Consider the following 16,803-nt stretch of genomic DNA (forward strand, 5'->3'; position numbering starts at 1 on the left):
ATGTTATTTTGCTTTGTACATTTCAATATCTTTAGCCCATTGTAAGACGCGCTTGCGTTCTTGGCGGCTGGTCATGCGTTTTGTGTCGACCTGCAGCGGGTTGAGTTGGTGCAGTGAGTCGGCAGAAAGGTCTAATTTAAAGTGCCGCGATGCGCCAATCGGCATATCTTCAGAGCCATAGATAGCAATAACACGTATTTCAAGCTGAGGTTTTTGCTGTCTTAATGACTGTTCATCAATATTATAATGGCTGATGAGCTGCTCGACGATTGTGCCAAAGGATTGTATATGGAGATAATCGCCTGATGCTAGGGGACCTTGGTGTGTGCGGTAACGCTCGCTTTCATCGTCAGCGCTTTGTTGCTGATACTCGACTACATCAAGTTCATAGCAGTGCTCATCTGTGTGCAGTACAGCGACTAAATGTTGAATATAAATAGCTTCACTACTCATATTGCTTATTAAGCACAATGCGTCTTTACCTACGCCCTTGCCACGGTTGACAATAATCCTAGGGCGGCGCTGGCGGACATAGCCGTTATAAAGCAGTTGGGCATAAAACACCCATACGAACAGAGTGCAAATGCTGGCGATGGCAGATATTGCTTGGGCGTTATCGTTAAGCCATTCCATAGGTTGAGATCCTTCTCAAATCAAAGTGGTATGGATAACTGCTAACGTAGCGCAAAAATGAGTTGAGGTCAGCTAGTCGGGTTATGCAGAGTCTTAAAACAAAAAAATTCGGTTAGCTCAAGGCTACCGAATTTTCTTGGAAGTAAGCACCTTGAGTAAGGTAAATACTTTTTAATTGGTGCGGATGGGGAGACTCGAACTCCCACACCTTACGGCACTAGAACCTAAATCTAGCGTGTCTACCAATTCCACCACATCCGCTGAAGACGAGGCGTATATTAACAGCATCCTTGTAAATGTCAACGCTGTGTTATGAAAAATATAAAATTGGCGTGTGAGGGGGGTAGATGATTTTTACGCGGCTAGCGCATTACGCCAGTACTTGGGCCAAGAATGGGTTGCCAGGTTATTGCGCGTTTTGTCTTTCTCCTGAGAGTCGGGCCAGTTGGTGCCAGGAGTGTTTTATGCAGTTGCCATGGAATGATAGTGGCTGCTTTCGCTGTAAAGAGCCCTTGGATGCTGGAGGCGTGGCGTCCGTTCAAGCTGTTTGCGGTCACTGCCGAGAGCAACCGCCAGCATTTACCGCCGCGACGGTGGAGCTGTTATTTGAAGGGCCTATACGAGCGTTAGTTCATGACTTTAAATTCAATGCGTCACCGCGTGCGGGTATGTTGTTAGTAGAGCTGATGATGGCGAATGTACCTAACGAGTTAGGTAGCGCTCTTTTGCCTGTCCCTATGCACACTGTTCGAGCCCGAAAGCGTGGTTTTAATCAGTCTTATTGGTTGGCTACGCAGCTAGGAAGGCAGGTCGAATTTCCCGTTATAAAAGCGGAATGCCTCAAGCAACAGCCTTCTCAGCGTACATTAAATAGGAACGAGCGCATGCACAATTTAATGGGCGCTTTTCGTATTAATGGTCCACTTCCCAAACATCTCACAATTATTGACGATGTTGTGACCACCGGAGCAACTGGCCATGCGCTCGCAAGAGAAGCACTCCGTGCCGGTGCTCAGCGGGTCGATATTTGGGCGGTTGCGCGAACACCGCTGATACATAATTGATAGAATGCAGGCTTTATTGGATAGGAGCGGTTTATGCCACACCCGTTTAGCACGCTTTCTCCCGATTTAGTGATGTCTGCTGCGGAATCGGTAGGCATTTGGCCAGCTGGTGAGCCGTTTGCACTGAACAGCTATGAAAATCGCGTATTGATGTTTCGCGACGAGGACGGTGAGCGTTGGGTCGTGAAATTTTATCGTCCTGGTCGTTGGGCGGATAGCGTTATTCAGGAAGAGCATGATTTTCTTCAAGAGTTGGCTAATGCCGACGTGCCTGTTATTGCGCCCTGGCGAGATCAGTGTGGTGAATCACTCCATACCTATCAGCAGTTTCGCTTCACGCTTTATCCTCAGTGTAGTGGCCAAGCGCCTGAATTAGACAATCCCGCGCATCTTTTTGCACTCGGTAACGTAATAGGGCGGCTGCATGCGGTATCCGCTCGACAGGCATTTCACCACAGGCCAACACTTGATTGGCAAAGCGATATTAATGATGCAGAAGCTCGTGTTATCAAAAGCGAAAGACTAAGCAAGCATCAGCAGCGTGCTTATAGAAATGTCGTTCAAAAAATTCTTGGCCAGTTAGATAACTATCCCCTTGCCCACAACCGGCTGATTCGAACGCATGGCGATTGTCATTTAGGCAATGTGCTAGGAAGAGACGAGGCATTCACCTTAGTAGATTTTGATGATTGTCTTATGGCACCTGCAATACAAGATATTTGGATGCTGCTCCCCGAGGGTGACCCCTCTAGTTGGCGAGCACAGTTAAGTGAAATTGTTGAAGGATATGAGGAAGAACGGGCCTTTCCGCATGACCAGCTTTCATTAATTGAGCCACTAAGGGCTTATCGCCTTATCCGTTATACCGCATGGCTGGTTTCTCGCTGGGAAGACCCTGCCTTTCCGCGTGCTTTTCCATGGCTGGCAGAGCGCGGTTATTGGGACCAGCACATCCGCCAGCTTGAGCAGCAACTATTACAGCTTGAGAGACCTATTTGGCTAGCATGACAATGGTTAAAGTCATGCAGCCATTGCCTGCTAGTGAAGTGAGGGACTATTCAGGTTGGTTAACAGAGCGTGGGTTTTCAGCGCTCTCATCGGGGTCAGGCTGATCCGATGGGATGGGGTTGGCGACGCCCTCTCCATCCGCTTGTCGCCGAGCCGCGTTAATCTCTGCTGAAGGATTATCTTGCGCGTTTATGTCGATATCTTTGTCTAGCGTAACTACAAACGATTGACCTGGCGATAAGGTGCACGAAGCATCGTCGCAGGCAAGCCCATACTGACCATCTTGCGCATATGCACTTGCACTAAATGACCCTGTGAAAATAGCGCTTTCAGCGTCGTTTGTCTCAATACAGGTTGCGTCTTGTGTCGTGATACGAATTCGTCCATTGGAAAGCTGAGCATTGGCGACGAGCACACAATATTCAGGCAACTCATGGGAAGCACCCTCAGCTTGGGTAGGGTGAAGTAAGATCTCTTCATGGCGCGTTTGGCTGTCGGTAAAAGTAAATTCTTCGGTGACTTCAACGCCGACACTCGCCCCACTGGGTAGGGTTAATGTTTGCTCGGCGGCCAGAGTAGGCGTGGCCAATGCAGTTCCGAGTAGGGCGGTTAAGAAAAATGATGCAGGTTTGAATGACATAAGAAACTCTCAGATGAGCACTACGAATTAAGCTGACTAGTTAGATGAATGATAGCACAGCTTAAATAGTCTCAAAGGGGGGAGCGCGGCACTCTGCCACAGCAGAGTTAGGTGCGTTAAAATAGTGATCTACCGTGTTTTTTATTGTGCAAAAGTTGTTTCAAGTATATTTTTTGTACATTATTGATGCACAGTTCAAGCTATTGAAAGTATCTATATTTTCGCTGGCGATAAAACGCTCTTGTATTTCATGCGTTTATCTAATTGCTGGTACGTACAGTTTTGATGAGGCTACAAATGACCGACGACATTGCTCAGCACTACCGCCATATTATTTCAGCAATTGGCGAAAACCCTGATCGCGAGGGGCTGCGCGACACGCCTAAAAGAGCTGCAAAAGCTATGCAGTTCTTGAATGCTGGTTATCAGCAATCGCTTGAAGAAATTGTCAATGGGGCGGTATTTGAGTCACAAACAGATGAAATGGTACTGGTAAAAGACATTGAGATGTACTCGATGTGTGAGCACCACCTGCTGCCATTTATTGGTAAATGTCATATTGCCTATCTTCCCAGCGGTAAAGTATTAGGTTTGTCAAAATTTGCCCGTATTGTTGATATGTACGCTAGGCGTATGCAAATTCAAGAAAATTTGACCCGTGAGATTGCTGAGGCAGTGCAGCAAGTGACCCAGTCAAGAGGTGTCGCAGTGGTGATTGAAGCACGCCATCTTTGCATGATGATGCGCGGTGTGGAAAAGCAAAATTCAAGTATGACGTCTTCTGTGATGTTGGGTGGTTTCCGCACTAACCAGGCGACAAGGCAGGAGTTTTTAACGCTTATCAGCTGAGGCGTTGGCAGAAAACCTTTGGCAGATTTCATCGCAAAGATTTGGTTAATTACGCGGTTTCGTCTTAGCATGAACAGGTCAATGAGCCCGTGAGGCCAAATTTTGGTCAGGAGTCTGTCATGGAAGCGCTGAAAGAAACACAGCTATATTGCCCGTTTGCCTATATTGATGGCAGTTGGGTTGCCGCCGACAGCGGCGAGCAAATTAATGTCTTAAACCCAGCTACGGGCGAGCCTGTTGGCGACATGCCCCGGCTGGGCAAGGCTGAAACTGAGCGTGCTATTGATGCAGCGGATGCTGCCTTACCCGCTTGGCGTGCTTTGACCGCTCAGGAACGAGCTGATCTGTTGCTGAAGTGGCATGATCTCATGCTGGAACATAAACATGATCTTGCTTTGCTTATGACCTATGAGCAAGGCAAGCCGGTAAAAGAGGCCGAAGGCGAAATTGTTTATGCCGCAAGCTTCTTGCGTTGGTTTGCAGAAGAGGCGCGTCGTGTCTACGGCGAGACGATTCCTGCCGCTAAAGCTAACCAGCGCATCGTGGTAACAAAGCAGCCAGTTGGGGTTGTGGGGGCTATTACTCCTTGGAATTTCCCAGCTGCCATGATTACCCGTAAAGCGGGTGCTGCGTTAGCAGCAGGTTGTACGATTGTTGTTAAGCCTGCTAGCCAAACGCCTTTTTCTGCCACTGCGCTTGCTATGTTGGCAGAAAGAGCAGGTATACCCCGTGGCGTATTCAATGTAGTCCCCGGCAGTGCGGCGGATATCGCTAAGGCGCTTACCCAATCTCCCAAAGTGCGCAAAATCACCTTTACAGGATCGACGGAAGTTGGGCGTAAGCTTATGGCCCAAGCGGCTGAGCATGTCCAAAAAATCTCTCTTGAGTTAGGGGGTAATGCGCCTTTCATCGTTTTTGAAGATGCAGACCTTGATGCCGCTGTTGAGGGTGCCATGGCGGCTAAGTTTCGTAATGCGGGCCAGACATGTGTCTGTACTAATCGGTTTTTGGTGCAGTCCAGTGTTATCAATGCTTTCTGTGAGAAGTTGGCAGTTGCTATGAATAGTGAGTTGTATGTGGGCAATGGCACCGAGCCCAACATCAACATTGGGCCGCTTATCGACAGTGACGCGGTCAAAAAGGTGAGTGAGCACGTGCAAGATGCAGTCGATAAAGGGGCTGAGCTGCTATTAGGTGGTCATCCGCACCCGTTGGGTGGAAACTTTTTTACGCCCACATTGATCAGTTTTGCAACGGATAAAATGAAAGTTGCTCAGGAAGAAACGTTTGGGCCATTAGCAGCGGTCTTTCCCTTCGATGATGAGGAAACGGCCATTGAGATGGCTAATGACACCGAGTATGGCTTAGCCTCTTATTTCTATTCGCGAGATCTGGGTCGCGTCTGGCGTGTTGCTGATGCACTTGAGTACGGCATGGTAGGAGTTAATACCGGTCTTATTTCTAATGCAGCTGCCCCCTTTGGTGGCGTAAAAGCATCTGGCCTTGGGCGAGAAGGTGGGCATCAAGGCTTGGAAGAGTACCTTGAGACAAAATATCTATGCATTGATCTCGGTTAAGCGCAGGCACAATTACTACTAATAAATAGCATTACTAATAAATAGCGCTATCAGCAAGCAGGCCCCCACCGGAAAACCAGTGGGGGCCTGCTTTTATGGCCAGATGATTAATGGCGGAAGTGGCGCATGCCCGTAAATACCATAGCAATGCCTGCTTCGTTAGCAGCATCAATCACTTCCTGGTCACGCATTGAACCGCCTGGCTGAATTACCGCGGTAATGCCTGCGGCTGCAGCGGCATCAATGCCATCACGGAAGGGGAAGAAGGCATCCGATGCCATTACTGAGCCAGGCACGGAAAGGCCCTCATCGGCTGCTTTAATACCTGCAATTTTGGCCGAGTAAACTCGACTCATTTGACCAGCGCCAACGCCAATGGTTTGCCCTTCTTTGGCATATACAATGGCGTTCGATTTAACAAATTTAGCGACTCTCCAAGCAAAGCCTAGATCACGTAGTTCTTGTTCTGACGGTGAGCGGTCGCTAACCACGGTCAGTTCTTCCCGCGTTACCATGCCCTGGTCACGCTCTTGTACTAACAGCCCACCGTTAACCCGTTTAAAGTCAAACGCTGGTTGTGCTTCGCCAGGCCAGTGGGCGCTGACATCAAGCAGGCGAACATTCTGTTTTTCTGCAATGATGGCAGCTGCCTCATCACTTACACCCGGGGCAATAATAACTTCTACAAACTGGCGGTCGATAATGGCACGGGCTGTTTCAGTATCCAGCGTTACGTTAAATGCAATAATGCCGCCAAAAGCACTCGTCGGATCGGTAGCAAAGGCTTTTTCATATGCCTCAAGCGCAGTAGTGCCAATGGCTACCCCGCAAGGATTGGCATGTTTCACGATCACACAAGCCGTTTCATCAAACGCTTTAACGCATTCAAATGCTGCGTCTGTATCAGCCACATTATTAAAAGAAAGTGGCTTGCCTTGTAGGGTTTTGGCTGTAGCAACACTTGGCTCGTTGGCCATTGGGTCTACGTAAAATGCTGCTTGCTGATGCGGGTTTTCACCGTATCGCATGTCCTGCTTTTTAGCTAATTGCAGGTTAAAGGTGCGGGCGAACGTTGAGTCTTCGCTGGTGACTTTGCGACCAAGATAATTGGCAATAGCACCATCATAACCAGCGGTGTGTTCAAACGCTTTTACTGCCAAATCAAAGCGTGTCGCAGCGCTTACTTGACCGTCTTGCGCTGCCAGCTCTCCTAATACTCGGGCATAGTCTTCAGCATTTACCACAATAGTGGTGTAGGCGTGATTTTTTGCGCATGCCCGCACCATGGTCGGTCCGCCGATATCAATATTTTCAATGGCGTCTTCTAGGGTGCAGTCCGGGTTGGCAACGGTGGCGGCGAAGGGATAAAGATTAACCACCACCATGTCGATAGGGGTAATGTCGTTCTCGGCCATTACGGCATCATCCTGGCCGCGGCGCGCTAGAATACCGCCATGGATCTTCGGGTGCAGTGTTTTCACACGACCATCCATGATTTCGGGAAACCCGGTGTGCTCAGAAACTTCTTTAACAGGAATGGCATTTTCTTGAAGTAAACGGAAGGTGCCGCCAGTCGAGAGGAGTTCCACGCCGTGCTGGCTCAAACCGCGGGCGAATTCAACAATGCCAGTTTTATCGGATACGCTCAAAAGGGCGCGACGGACGGGGGTAGCAGTGCTATCAGCCATTAGAGTGCTCGTGTGCAGAGTCAAGGAGTTAACGTCGAAAATTACAAACAATAACGCCCCTTATGGGGCGTCACCTTCAATCAAGCCATATAGCTTAAGTTTTTTGCGCAATGTGCCACGATTTAAGCCTAATACATCCGCGGCACGGGTTTGGTTGCCCTCGGTGTGCTCCATTACACAGCTAAGTAACGGTGCTTCCACTTCGGCCATCACCATCGTGTAGAGATCGGTTGCCTGGCTGCCATCGAGATGCTCGAAGTAACGGCGTATTGCTGTCTCAACTGCTTCCCTTAATGGTTGCGGCGGGGCACTCGCGGCGGGGTCTGCGAGTGTCCCGGAAAGGCGGTGAGAGAGCTCGTTCGAAAGCAGGTCGCGTTCAGTCATGCAGCATGGCTTCCTTTGGCTAGCAGACGCCCTGCAGCGTCTTGCGTCATGGCATCATTAATCCAATCGAATTGTGATTCTGGTGTAGCAAGCGCATTAAATTGCTGCTTTAACAGATAATGTTGTTTTTCATTGAAGCGCGGATCTTCAGCTAAATACCACCCTAGATGTTTGCGTGCTATTCGCACCCCCATAGTCTCGCCATAAAAAGCGTGTAGAGCCCTTAAATGCGCTTCGAGAACCTGGCGCCGCTCACTAAGAGTAGGCGGTGCTAACAATTCCCCATGGGTAAGATAGTGTGTGATTTGCTGAAATATCCACGGATTACCTTGCGCTCCACGACCAATCATTACTGCATCGGCGCCTGTATATGACAATACCTCTTTGGCTTTTTGTGGGCTGGTAATATCCCCATTAGCGACCACCGGGATTGTCAAACGCGATTTAATGTCAGCAATAGTGTCGTACTCAGCCCATCCAGTATAGCGCTGCTCTCGATGACGTCCATGTACTGCCAAGGCCTGAATGCCTGCTGATTCTGCAAGTTTAGCAATGCGTAAACCGTTGTTAGCGTCAGCAGACCAGCCAGTGCGAATTTTTAAAGTAACGGGTATATCAACGGCTTTTACAACAGCATCAAGAATCTCAGCGACTAGTGCTTCATCACGCATTAGGGCAGAGCCAGCGGCCTTATTGCAGACCTTTTTTGCCGGACAGCCCATGTTGATATCAATCACTTGAGCGCCAAGTTCTGCATTCAGGCGCGCAGCATTCGCCAGCATCTCAGCATCGCCCCCGGCAATTTGCACAACCCGTGGGTCGGGTTCACCTTCATGATCCATGCGCAGCTTGGATTTTCGGGTGTGCCAAAGAGAAGGATCGGCGGTGACCATTTCACCAACCACCCAGCCAGCCCCCAAGCGTCGACAAAGTTGGCGAAATGGGCGGTCAGTAACGCCTGCCATCGGCGCCAAAATAACGTGGTTAGGTAACTGGTAAGGCCCAACCTTGGGTGGCTGAAAGTTTTGTGTGGTCATTATGCTGCGCTGTAGTACCGATAAACGTCGCCGAGTAGGCGTTTAGAGGGGGCGTATGATACGCCTACTCGGCGATGGGGTGAAGGCCGAAGGCTAGATTAAACGGGCCGGTAGCCTGATAGACGGACCCATCCTTCACGAATTGTGGGTTCTTCCATTATCAGACCCTGTGCCTCGTAGGCCTGTAACACCTCATCTGCCTGGTTCGCTAAAATGCCAGATAGTGCTATCTGCCCGCCCGACGCTACATGACCTGCAATCATTGAGGCCAGTTCAACCAGTGGGCCTGCTAAAATATTGGCCGTGACGATCGGATATAGGCCGTTGGCTAACTGCTCGGGATAGTAGAGTGACAATTGCGCTTCGTTAATGTCATTCCGTGCGGCATTATCACGGCTTGCTTGTAATGCCTGGGGGTCGATATCAGTACCATCCGCGTGAGTTGCCCCTAGCTTTAAAGCGGCAATAGCCAGGATGCCTGAGCCACACCCAACATCCAGGACGTGTTTATTTTCTAATCCACCGTTAACTGCCAAGCTATCTAGCCATTCCAAACAAAGCGCTGTCGTTGGGTGGGTGCCGGTGCCAAATGCCAGACCAGGGTCGAGTATCAGATTAACGGCATTTGCCTCTGGTGGTTCGTGCCAGCTAGGCACAATCCATAGTCGTTGTCCCATCCGTAGCGGTGTAAAATCATCCATCCACTCCCTTTCCCAATCTCGATCAGCTAATAGTTCATACTCAATCACTGGGCAGGGTTCGTCGGGCATTCGCTCAGACCAGGCTGCTCGAATACGTTCAAGCATGGCGTCGATTCCATCTAAGTCGTCATAGAGCCCTGTCAGAATAGTGTCCTGCCAAAGCGGTGTAGTACCCCGCTCAGGTTCGAAAACAGGATCATCGTGGGCATCTTGAAGGCCAATGGCTGTCGCACCTTCCTCTAACAGTAAATCTTCTAGCAGTTCGGCTTGTTCTGGAGCAACATGGGCTTTGAGTTGGAGCCAGGGCATCAGCAATCTCCACGGCGTAAGTGCATTCACGCAAAGGTAAAACAATAACGGGGTGGCTATGGCCACCCCGTTGAGTATTATCAGCTATCTATTCAGCGCTTTTACAGCTATTAATTTCTGATATTAGCTACTGAGTTTCTTTTCAAGATAGTGGATATTGACACCGCCTTGGCGGAAATAACTGTCCCTCACCAAGTCTTTTTGCAGATCAATGTTGGTTTTGATCCCCTCGACTAGAAGCTCATCTAGGGCATTGCGCATGCGCGTCAGCGCAATCTCTCGGTCTGCCCCCCAGGTAATCAGCTTGCCGATAAGTGAGTCGTAATGTGGCGGTACGGTGTAGCCAGTGTATAGGTGAGAATCCATACGCACTCCAAGACCACCTGGTGCATGGAACAGTGTGACTTTGCCCGGAGAAGGCATGAACGTACGTGCGTCTTCTGCGTTGATCCTGCACTCAAAGGCATGGCCGCTAATTTTTACGTCTTCCTGACGAATAGATAGCGGTAAGCCGGAGGCGATGCGCAGCTGCTCTTTGACAATATCAACACCGGTTACCATCTCGGTAACCGGGTGTTCTACCTGTACACGTGTGTTCATCTCTATAAAGAAGAAGTCGCCGTCTTCATAAAGAAATTCAAAAGTGCCCGCGCCACGATAGTTAATTTCGAGACACGCTTGGCGACAGGCTTCTAATACCTTCGCACGCGCTTCTGGGTCAATACCAGGGGCAGGCGCTTCTTCCAATACCTTTTGGTGACGACGCTGCAACGAGCAGTCACGATCATAAAGATGGATAGCATTGCCTTGGCCATCAGCGAGTACCTGGACTTCTACATGGCGGGGTTTTTCAAGGAATTTTTCCATGTAAACCGTGCCGTCGCCAAACGCTGAATGCGCCTCTGTCCGAGTAACCGTAATGGCTGAAAGCAGATGACCTTCCGTGTGCACTACCCGCATGCCGCGGCCACCACCACCGGCAGCGGCTTTGATAATAACCGGATAACCAATGCGGCGTGCAGTGGCTAGGTTAGTGGCATCATCATCTCCTAACGGACCATCCGAACCAGGCACGGTAGGAACGCCAGCTATCTTCATTGCTTCAATGGCGCTAACTTTATCCCCCATTAAGCGAATGGTTTCCGCACGTGGGCCAATAAAGGTAAAGCCAGAGCGCTCCACCTGTTCTGCAAAATTAGCGTTTTCTGAAAGAAAACCATAGCCAGGATGAATAGCGCTAGAATCCGTCACTTCGGCAGCGCTGATTAAGGCCGGAATGTTTAAGTACGACTGAGCTGAGGAGGCCGGGCCAATACATACCGCCTCGTCGGCTAAGCGAACATGCATTAACTCACGGTCAGCTTTGGAGTGAACCGCAACGGTTTTAATCCCTAGCTCTTTGCAGGCCCGAAGAATGCGAAGGGCAATCTCGCCGCGGTTTGCGATAAGTACCTTGTCCAGCATGGGAGTATCCACCCGTGTTGATTTGAAAGATTAAGCGATGACGATCATAGGCTGATCGAACTCTACCGGCTCGCCGTCTTCCACTAGGATGGCCTCAACCACGCCGTCGCGATCGGCTTCAATTTGGTTCATCATTTTCATTGCTTCAACGATACATACCGTATCGCCTTGCTTAACTGTATCGCCCACTTCCACAAACGATTTCGCGCCCGGAGCTGGACTACGGTAGAACGTACCTACCATCGGTGAGTTAACGGCTTCACCTTGGTAGCTTACACCTTGTGGCTCTGCGTTAGCTGCAGGAGCAGTCGCCGGAGCAGGTGCCTGTTGCATAGGAGGCATATTATACTGAGGCATGGCTTGTGGCTGCCATGTTGCACCATTAGGGTGGCGGCTGATCCGGACAGATTCTTCACCTTCCTGAATTTCAATCTCACTAATATTTGATTCTTCGAGAAGCTCAATCAATTTTTTGACTTTACGAATATCCATACCTGTCGCCCCAAATGTGATGAAAGTTAATCGCAATGCTGTAAGGCGTGTGTTGCCAACAAGCATTGGCCGCTGCTCTAGCGCAGTAAACCTTGATTGAAAATGCAGAGAACGCTGCACGATGTTGAACGTTACCCGGTGCTAAGTCCTAAAAAATGAGGATTTTAGCTAATATGGCTGCGAAGTTTGCCGAAAAAGTACGGGCATGTCTAGTCGCGGCTAATAGATGCTTGTTCATCGCTGTTTAAACAACCGTTTGACGAAGATCGCGACACAAGGCTGCTATAGGCATCTGGTCAGCCTTGCTGCCAGCGCCGTAACGTTTGCAGATGTTGCGTCAACCCTGCAGCTGTAATTTCACCTTGAATACGTGCATCACGGACTTCTTCACCTTGGCTAAAAAAAAGTAAGCTTGGAGGCCCAAATAAGTTGAACCGGTTGAGCAGTTCCCGACTTTGAGCATCTGTATTCGTAACATCGACCTCAATTAGGTGAAAATCGTTCAGTGCGGCGACTACGTTTGGATCAGGAAAGACATCACGTTCCATCAATTTACAAGAGATGCACCAATCAGCCGTGAAGTTGACAAAGACAGGTTGTTGGGCGTTCGCGGCTTCAGAGAGTGCCGTTTCTAGCGCACTCAGTTCATCAACTTTCTGAAAAGCGAGTGTTGCCTGCGACGCTCCACTGACCGTTGAGGAACTTGATACCGACAAGGGGCGCAGTGGGTTGCTGCCGCCCTGGGCAGCGCCAATGACAAGAGCAACGCCCCATGCCAGTAACATCAATCCTAACGTTTGTCGTGCTTTAGGCCAGCCTTGGGGTTGATTCATATTTAAAGCCCCCAGCACCAGCGCGCTGCCTATCGCCAGCCCAGCCCAGAGTAATAGTGCTAGCGATGGTGGAACTAGACGCTCAATCATCCAAATGGCAACGCCCAATAGCAGTAATCCGAAAGCAATTTTGACCCCGTTCATCCAAGCGCCGGAGCGGGGTAGCAACGTTGCTCCAAAGGTGCCAACCAATAGTAGTGGTACCCCCATGCCTAAACCTAACGCAAATAAAACTGCGCCCCCCATAGCGGCGTCTCCCGTTGAGGAAATAAATACCAAGGCACCTGCAAGCGGAGCTGTTACACAAGGGGAAACTACTAATACTGATAGTGCACCTGCGATGGCTAAGCCTGCAGGGCCACTTTGCTGGGCACGTGCTTGCCAGCCATCAACTTTAGACGCTAGGCGTGGTGAAACCCGTAAATCAAACGCCCCAAACATAGCTAAGGCAAATAAGCTGAAGAGAACAGCAAAGGTAATCAGCACCGGTGCTGATTGCAGATGAGCCTGAATATTTAAGCCTGCGCCAAACAGACCCATTAAAACACCGACTAGCGCATAGGTTGACGCCATGCCCAAAACATAGCTAGCCGAGAGTACAAACGCACGAGGCTTGGTTGGTTTTTGCCCAACCACAATAGACGATAAAATGGGGATCATCGGTAGCACGCAGGGTGTAAACGTTAGCCCCAAACCAGCGATAAAAAATAACCCTAATGCGAGAGGCAGGCTGGTATCGCTAAGTAACGCGCTAAAGCGGCTGTCTTCGCTTTGCGGCGCTGAAAATTCAGGGCTGTCATTTACCTCGGCGGCTTGTTTAGATGGTTGCGAATTGTTGCTTTGTTGCTCCGTGGATAAAGCTTGGTCTTCAGCCGACCAGTCTGCAAAGGCGTTAGGGGGTGACGACTCTGATGCTTCAAGCAAAATGGTTTCTGGGGGATAACAAAGCCCTGCATCAGCGCAACCCTGGAACGTCAATTCAATATCAATTGGGCCACTGTAGGAGGGTGAAAATGGAGTTTCAAAGACTAGTTTGTCACGAAAAATATAGACATCACCCATAAATTCATCATTGGTAAACGTCCCTTCAGGAAGCCGGGGATTATTCAGCGTCACGGCTTCCGTTTTGCTGCTAACGCTAAATTGGTGGCGGTACAAATAATAGTCGTCAGCAATATCGATACCAATATAAACGGCGTTGCCATCATGCCAAGCAGCGGGCTGGAATGCTTCCAAAACCGGCAAAAATTCGCTTTGATTACTGGAAGAAGAAAACCATTGGGCATGGGCTAGCAGGGGGAGCCAGCAGAGTAAAAGTAACAGGCTTAAACGCTTAAAAGACAACACGAAGTATCCTTACGCAGACGTATCGGGGAAATGTTGAAATAGCATATCCTACCTGAAGATAGCAGCGTAGATGCTGCGGTGACGTGACGCGCTTGTTCATGCTGCGTTAATGTTAAAACGTAACTTTTAGAATTTTAACGGCTAATAATAGAAAAGGCTGCCCGTAGGCAGCCTTTGATAGTGACTGGGGATGATAGTGACTGGGGATTGGCTTCATGGCCTAACCCAGTCGGTTACGCTTTTTGGTAAGCTGCGACTGATTTTTCAATTGCTTTGCGTGCTGCTTCAACACCTTCCCAAGATTCTACTTTTACCCATTTGCCTTTTTCGAGATCTTTATAGTTCTCGAAAAAGTGAGCGATCTGCTGACGCAGCAGTTCAGGAAGGTCTGTCACTTCTTGAACGTCATCGTACAGAGTGCTCAATTTGGGGTGAGGGACACAGACCAATTTTGCGTCTTCGCCTGCTTCGTCGGTCATGTTCAAAATGCCAACAGGGCGAGCACGGATAATGCTACCAGGAGCTACCGGGTGCGGGGTGACAACCAGCGCGTCCAATGGGTCACCATCATCGGCCAGGGTGTGGGGGATGAAGCCGTAGTTAGCCGGATAGAACATGGGGGTCGCCATGAAGCGGTCAACTAGAAGAGCGCCCATGTCTTTGTCGATTTCATACTTAATCGGCGCGTGATTAGCGGGAATTTCGATCGCCACGTAAATGTCGTTGGGCAGATCCTTTCCAGCGGGGATGTTATCGAAGTTCATCGTCTATTCCTTGGCTTGGCTTATGTGCTTATGTAGTGCGATCACTAAGCAGTTGATGCATAGCAGTTGATGCATTGCATTAATGCGAAGAATTATACGAAGTTGGCTAGTGGATTACCAATGCGACATAGGTGTGTGCCACTAACAATGGTTGTTAATTTCAAAATACCCCTCGTTTTTCACCTTCGCGACGTTTGGCGGGCATCGTTTCTATTGTTCAGCGTGTATCATAACCGCTGTGTGGTTCCCATGAAGAGCCTAAAGCCTAGGAGGATGAGTTGGCGCACGCCCAGTTACTAATCAGTTATGGTCAAGCCTTTGTGGCCCCTAATCGGCGTTTGCACCGTAGTTCTATGTCGGTACGGCTGCCTGATGCGCCTCTATTGAAAGTAAAAGGGGGCTGTGCGGTTATTAGTGACTCGATTTCCCGTAACACCATGGCCAAGCAGGCGGGTGATTTAAGCGTACGGGGTTTTTTGGCTGATTATTACTCTACGCCTGATCACTGGGATACGAAAACGTCGGCTACCCGAGTGCTTAGGGCTCTTAACAGCTGGTGCTATAGCCAAAGCCAGCATGTTAAAGAAGGAAGTTTCGTTTCTTCGCTATCAGCAATGGTATTTCGTGAGCGTGAAGCGCATCTTTTTCATATGGGGGACACATTAGTATTCCGCTTGCGGGGGGCTGAATTTGAACAGCTTACCCGCGACCATATTACTGATGTTGGCGGCTATCGTTATCCATCTCGCGCTTTAGGAATGGATGGTAGTGTGGATATCGACTATACCCACCTACCACTTAAACAGGGCGATTTTTTCGTTTTCACTACCCAGGGTGTGCGTGGCACTTTGATGCCATCGGATTACGTGCGTCTTATTCGTCAAAATGCCAGTGATCTAGATACTGCCTGTGAATGTTTGGCAAGCGAAGCAAAGCAGCGCGCGCAAGACAGGGGATATGGTGGCGATCAGTTTTGCTTCCAACTGCTGCGTATTGATGAGCTACCGGAAGAGTCAGAAGACCACCCAGGGCTTATCTATGGTGATCTGCCTATACCCCCAGAGCTGTCACCAGGAGAGCGGTTTGATGGGCTTGAAATACTGGCCGTACTATCGCGAAACGCGCAATCTAGAGTTTATCGCGTCCGTGATGTCTATTCAGAACGTGAAATGGTGATGAAAGCTCCAAGCCCTGAGCTATCACTTCGTAATGCTTATCTAGAGCACTTTCTACTCCAGCAGTGGGTAGTCGAGCGGGTAAACTCACCCTTTGTCGTCAAGGTGATGGAGTCGTCGCGACCACGACGTTACTTATATTACTTAATGCAGCACATTGAAGGTGAAACGTTAAGGCAGTGGGCAGAAAGGCATCCGCAAGCTAGCTTGGTTCAGCGTTTAGAGATTGCCAATCAACTAGGTAAAGCAGTTAAAGCATTACACAACAGGGATATTATTCATCAACAGATCACCCCTGATAACGTATTAATTGATACCCATGGCAAACTGGTATTAGCTGATTTCAGCGCCTGTCATATGCGCGAGGTAGATGGGCACCGTCACTCTGGCGAGTTACTTCGTCAAATTGGCTTTAATGAGCACACCGCTCCTGAATACGCACTGGGTGATAGCGTTGGGCGACGTAGTGACCAGTACTCACTGGCATCAACGGTCTACTGGTTATTGACGGGGGCGTTGCCCTATACGTTAACCCCTAATCGGCTGCGCAGCCACACCGACCTCGAAGAGCTCAGCTACCGCAGTGCCCGCACGACGAATCCAGAGATATCGCCTGAACTTGACGATGCACTGCGGCGTGCGTTGGATCCCCAGCGTGCGTTGCGCTATAGAAGATTGTCTGAATTTCTACACGCATTAAAAGTGCCCCTAGGACGAGCGCCTAGCCGCGAGGAGCCGCGACAAGAATCAAGGCGTTTTTGGCAGGGCGTGGCAGGTATTCTTCTTCTGCTTCTGGTGCTTTCCTGGCTACTGCGGTAAATAAAGGTTGTTCAATTAC

General features: G+C 49.6%; 15 protein-coding genes and 1 tRNA gene. 5 read left to right on the forward strand and 11 right to left on the reverse strand.

Annotated elements, in window-relative coordinates:
- Window positions 1-3 precede the first annotated feature (3 nt).
- Together CR46_RS0110825 and CR46_RS0110830 are read right to left on the reverse strand one after the other, a co-directional pair.
- The gene (locus CR46_RS0110825; RefSeq protein ID WP_030072743.1) at window positions 4-633 is read right to left on the reverse strand and encodes a hypothetical protein; all 630 of its coding nucleotides are present in this window, start codon (window positions 631-633) and stop codon (window positions 4-6) included.
- Window positions 634-809: 176 nt separating this feature from the next.
- A tRNA-Leu gene (locus CR46_RS0110830) sits at window positions 810-894 on the reverse strand.
- Between the two features lie 203 nt (window positions 895-1,097).
- Between CR46_RS0110830 and CR46_RS0110835 the strand changes: the two genes are divergently transcribed.
- Together CR46_RS0110835 and CR46_RS0110840 are read left to right on the forward strand one after the other, a co-directional pair.
- Entirely contained in the window at window positions 1,098-1,697 is a 600-nt protein-coding gene (locus CR46_RS0110835; RefSeq protein ID WP_232222374.1) for a ComF family protein, read from the forward strand.
- Between the two features lie 33 nt (window positions 1,698-1,730).
- Entirely contained in the window at window positions 1,731-2,705 is a 975-nt protein-coding gene (locus CR46_RS0110840) for a serine/threonine protein kinase (protein ID WP_030072747.1), read from the forward strand.
- 46 nt (window positions 2,706-2,751) lie between these two features.
- Here CR46_RS0110840 and CR46_RS0110845 read toward each other — a convergent pair whose 3' ends face one another.
- Window positions 2,752-3,345: a hypothetical protein gene (locus CR46_RS0110845; RefSeq protein WP_030072749.1), complete on the reverse strand. Its 594-nt coding sequence runs from the start codon at window positions 3,343-3,345 to the stop codon at window positions 2,752-2,754.
- Between the two features lie 297 nt (window positions 3,346-3,642).
- Here CR46_RS0110845 and folE point away from each other — a divergent pair, with 297 nt between their 5' ends.
- Window positions 3,643-4,194 carry a GTP cyclohydrolase I FolE gene (gene folE / locus CR46_RS0110850; RefSeq protein WP_030072751.1) on the forward strand — a complete coding sequence of 184 codons (552 nt, stop codon included), beginning with the start codon at window positions 3,643-3,645 and terminating at the stop codon, window positions 4,192-4,194.
- 119 nt (window positions 4,195-4,313) lie between these two features.
- Window positions 4,314-5,771 (forward strand): NAD-dependent succinate-semialdehyde dehydrogenase, encoded by a 1,458-nt coding sequence (locus CR46_RS0110855; protein WP_030072754.1) that lies wholly within the window; start codon window positions 4,314-4,316, stop codon window positions 5,769-5,771.
- A 107-nt stretch (window positions 5,772-5,878) separates the two neighbouring features.
- On the opposite strand, the gene purH is transcribed toward CR46_RS0110855, so the two are convergent.
- The 8 genes from purH to ppa all read right to left on the reverse strand — a co-directional run bounded on the left by purH (window position 5,879) and on the right by ppa (window position 14,790).
- Entirely contained in the window at window positions 5,879-7,459 is a 1,581-nt protein-coding gene (purH, locus tag CR46_RS0110860) for a bifunctional phosphoribosylaminoimidazolecarboxamide formyltransferase/IMP cyclohydrolase (protein ID WP_030072756.1), read from the reverse strand.
- 60 nt (window positions 7,460-7,519) lie between these two features.
- Window positions 7,520-7,843, reverse strand: coding sequence for a DNA-binding transcriptional regulator Fis (gene fis, locus CR46_RS0110865; protein WP_030072758.1), 324 nt, complete (start codon window positions 7,841-7,843; stop codon window positions 7,520-7,522).
- A complete protein-coding gene (gene dusB, locus CR46_RS0110870; protein ID WP_084180449.1) occupies window positions 7,840-8,880 on the reverse strand; it encodes a tRNA dihydrouridine synthase DusB in 1,041 nt (346 codons plus the stop codon). Before dusB ends, fis begins: the two co-directional genes overlap by 4 nt.
- A 98-nt stretch (window positions 8,881-8,978) precedes the next feature.
- Window positions 8,979-9,890, reverse strand: coding sequence for a 50S ribosomal protein L11 methyltransferase (prmA, locus tag CR46_RS0110875; protein WP_030072762.1), 912 nt, complete (start codon window positions 9,888-9,890; stop codon window positions 8,979-8,981).
- A gap of 123 nt (window positions 9,891-10,013) precedes the next feature.
- On the reverse strand, window positions 10,014-11,354 hold the full coding sequence (accC, locus tag CR46_RS0110880) for an acetyl-CoA carboxylase biotin carboxylase subunit (protein ID WP_030072764.1): 1,341 nt from the start codon (window positions 11,352-11,354) through the stop codon (window positions 10,014-10,016).
- Between the two features lie 30 nt (window positions 11,355-11,384).
- The gene (accB, locus tag CR46_RS0110885) at window positions 11,385-11,846 is read right to left on the reverse strand and encodes an acetyl-CoA carboxylase biotin carboxyl carrier protein (protein ID WP_030072766.1); all 462 of its coding nucleotides are present in this window, start codon (window positions 11,844-11,846) and stop codon (window positions 11,385-11,387) included.
- A gap of 296 nt (window positions 11,847-12,142) precedes the next feature.
- Window positions 12,143-14,026 carry a protein-disulfide reductase DsbD gene (gene dsbD, locus CR46_RS0110890; RefSeq protein ID WP_030072767.1) on the reverse strand — a complete coding sequence of 628 codons (1,884 nt, stop codon included), beginning with the start codon at window positions 14,024-14,026 and terminating at the stop codon, window positions 12,143-12,145.
- A gap of 233 nt (window positions 14,027-14,259) precedes the next feature.
- Window positions 14,260-14,790 (reverse strand): inorganic diphosphatase, encoded by a 531-nt coding sequence (ppa, locus tag CR46_RS0110895; RefSeq protein WP_009724723.1) that lies wholly within the window; start codon window positions 14,788-14,790, stop codon window positions 14,260-14,262.
- A 278-nt stretch (window positions 14,791-15,068) separates the two neighbouring features.
- On the opposite strand from ppa, the gene CR46_RS0110900 reads away from it, so the two are divergent.
- The gene (locus CR46_RS0110900) at window positions 15,069-16,784 is read left to right on the forward strand and encodes a bifunctional protein-serine/threonine kinase/phosphatase (RefSeq protein ID WP_030072769.1); all 1,716 of its coding nucleotides are present in this window, start codon (window positions 15,069-15,071) and stop codon (window positions 16,782-16,784) included.
- Window positions 16,785-16,803 lie beyond the last annotated feature (19 nt).

Source organism: Vreelandella neptunia, assembly GCF_000712975.1.
Classification (GTDB): domain Bacteria; phylum Pseudomonadota; class Gammaproteobacteria; order Pseudomonadales; family Halomonadaceae; genus Vreelandella; species Vreelandella qaidamensis.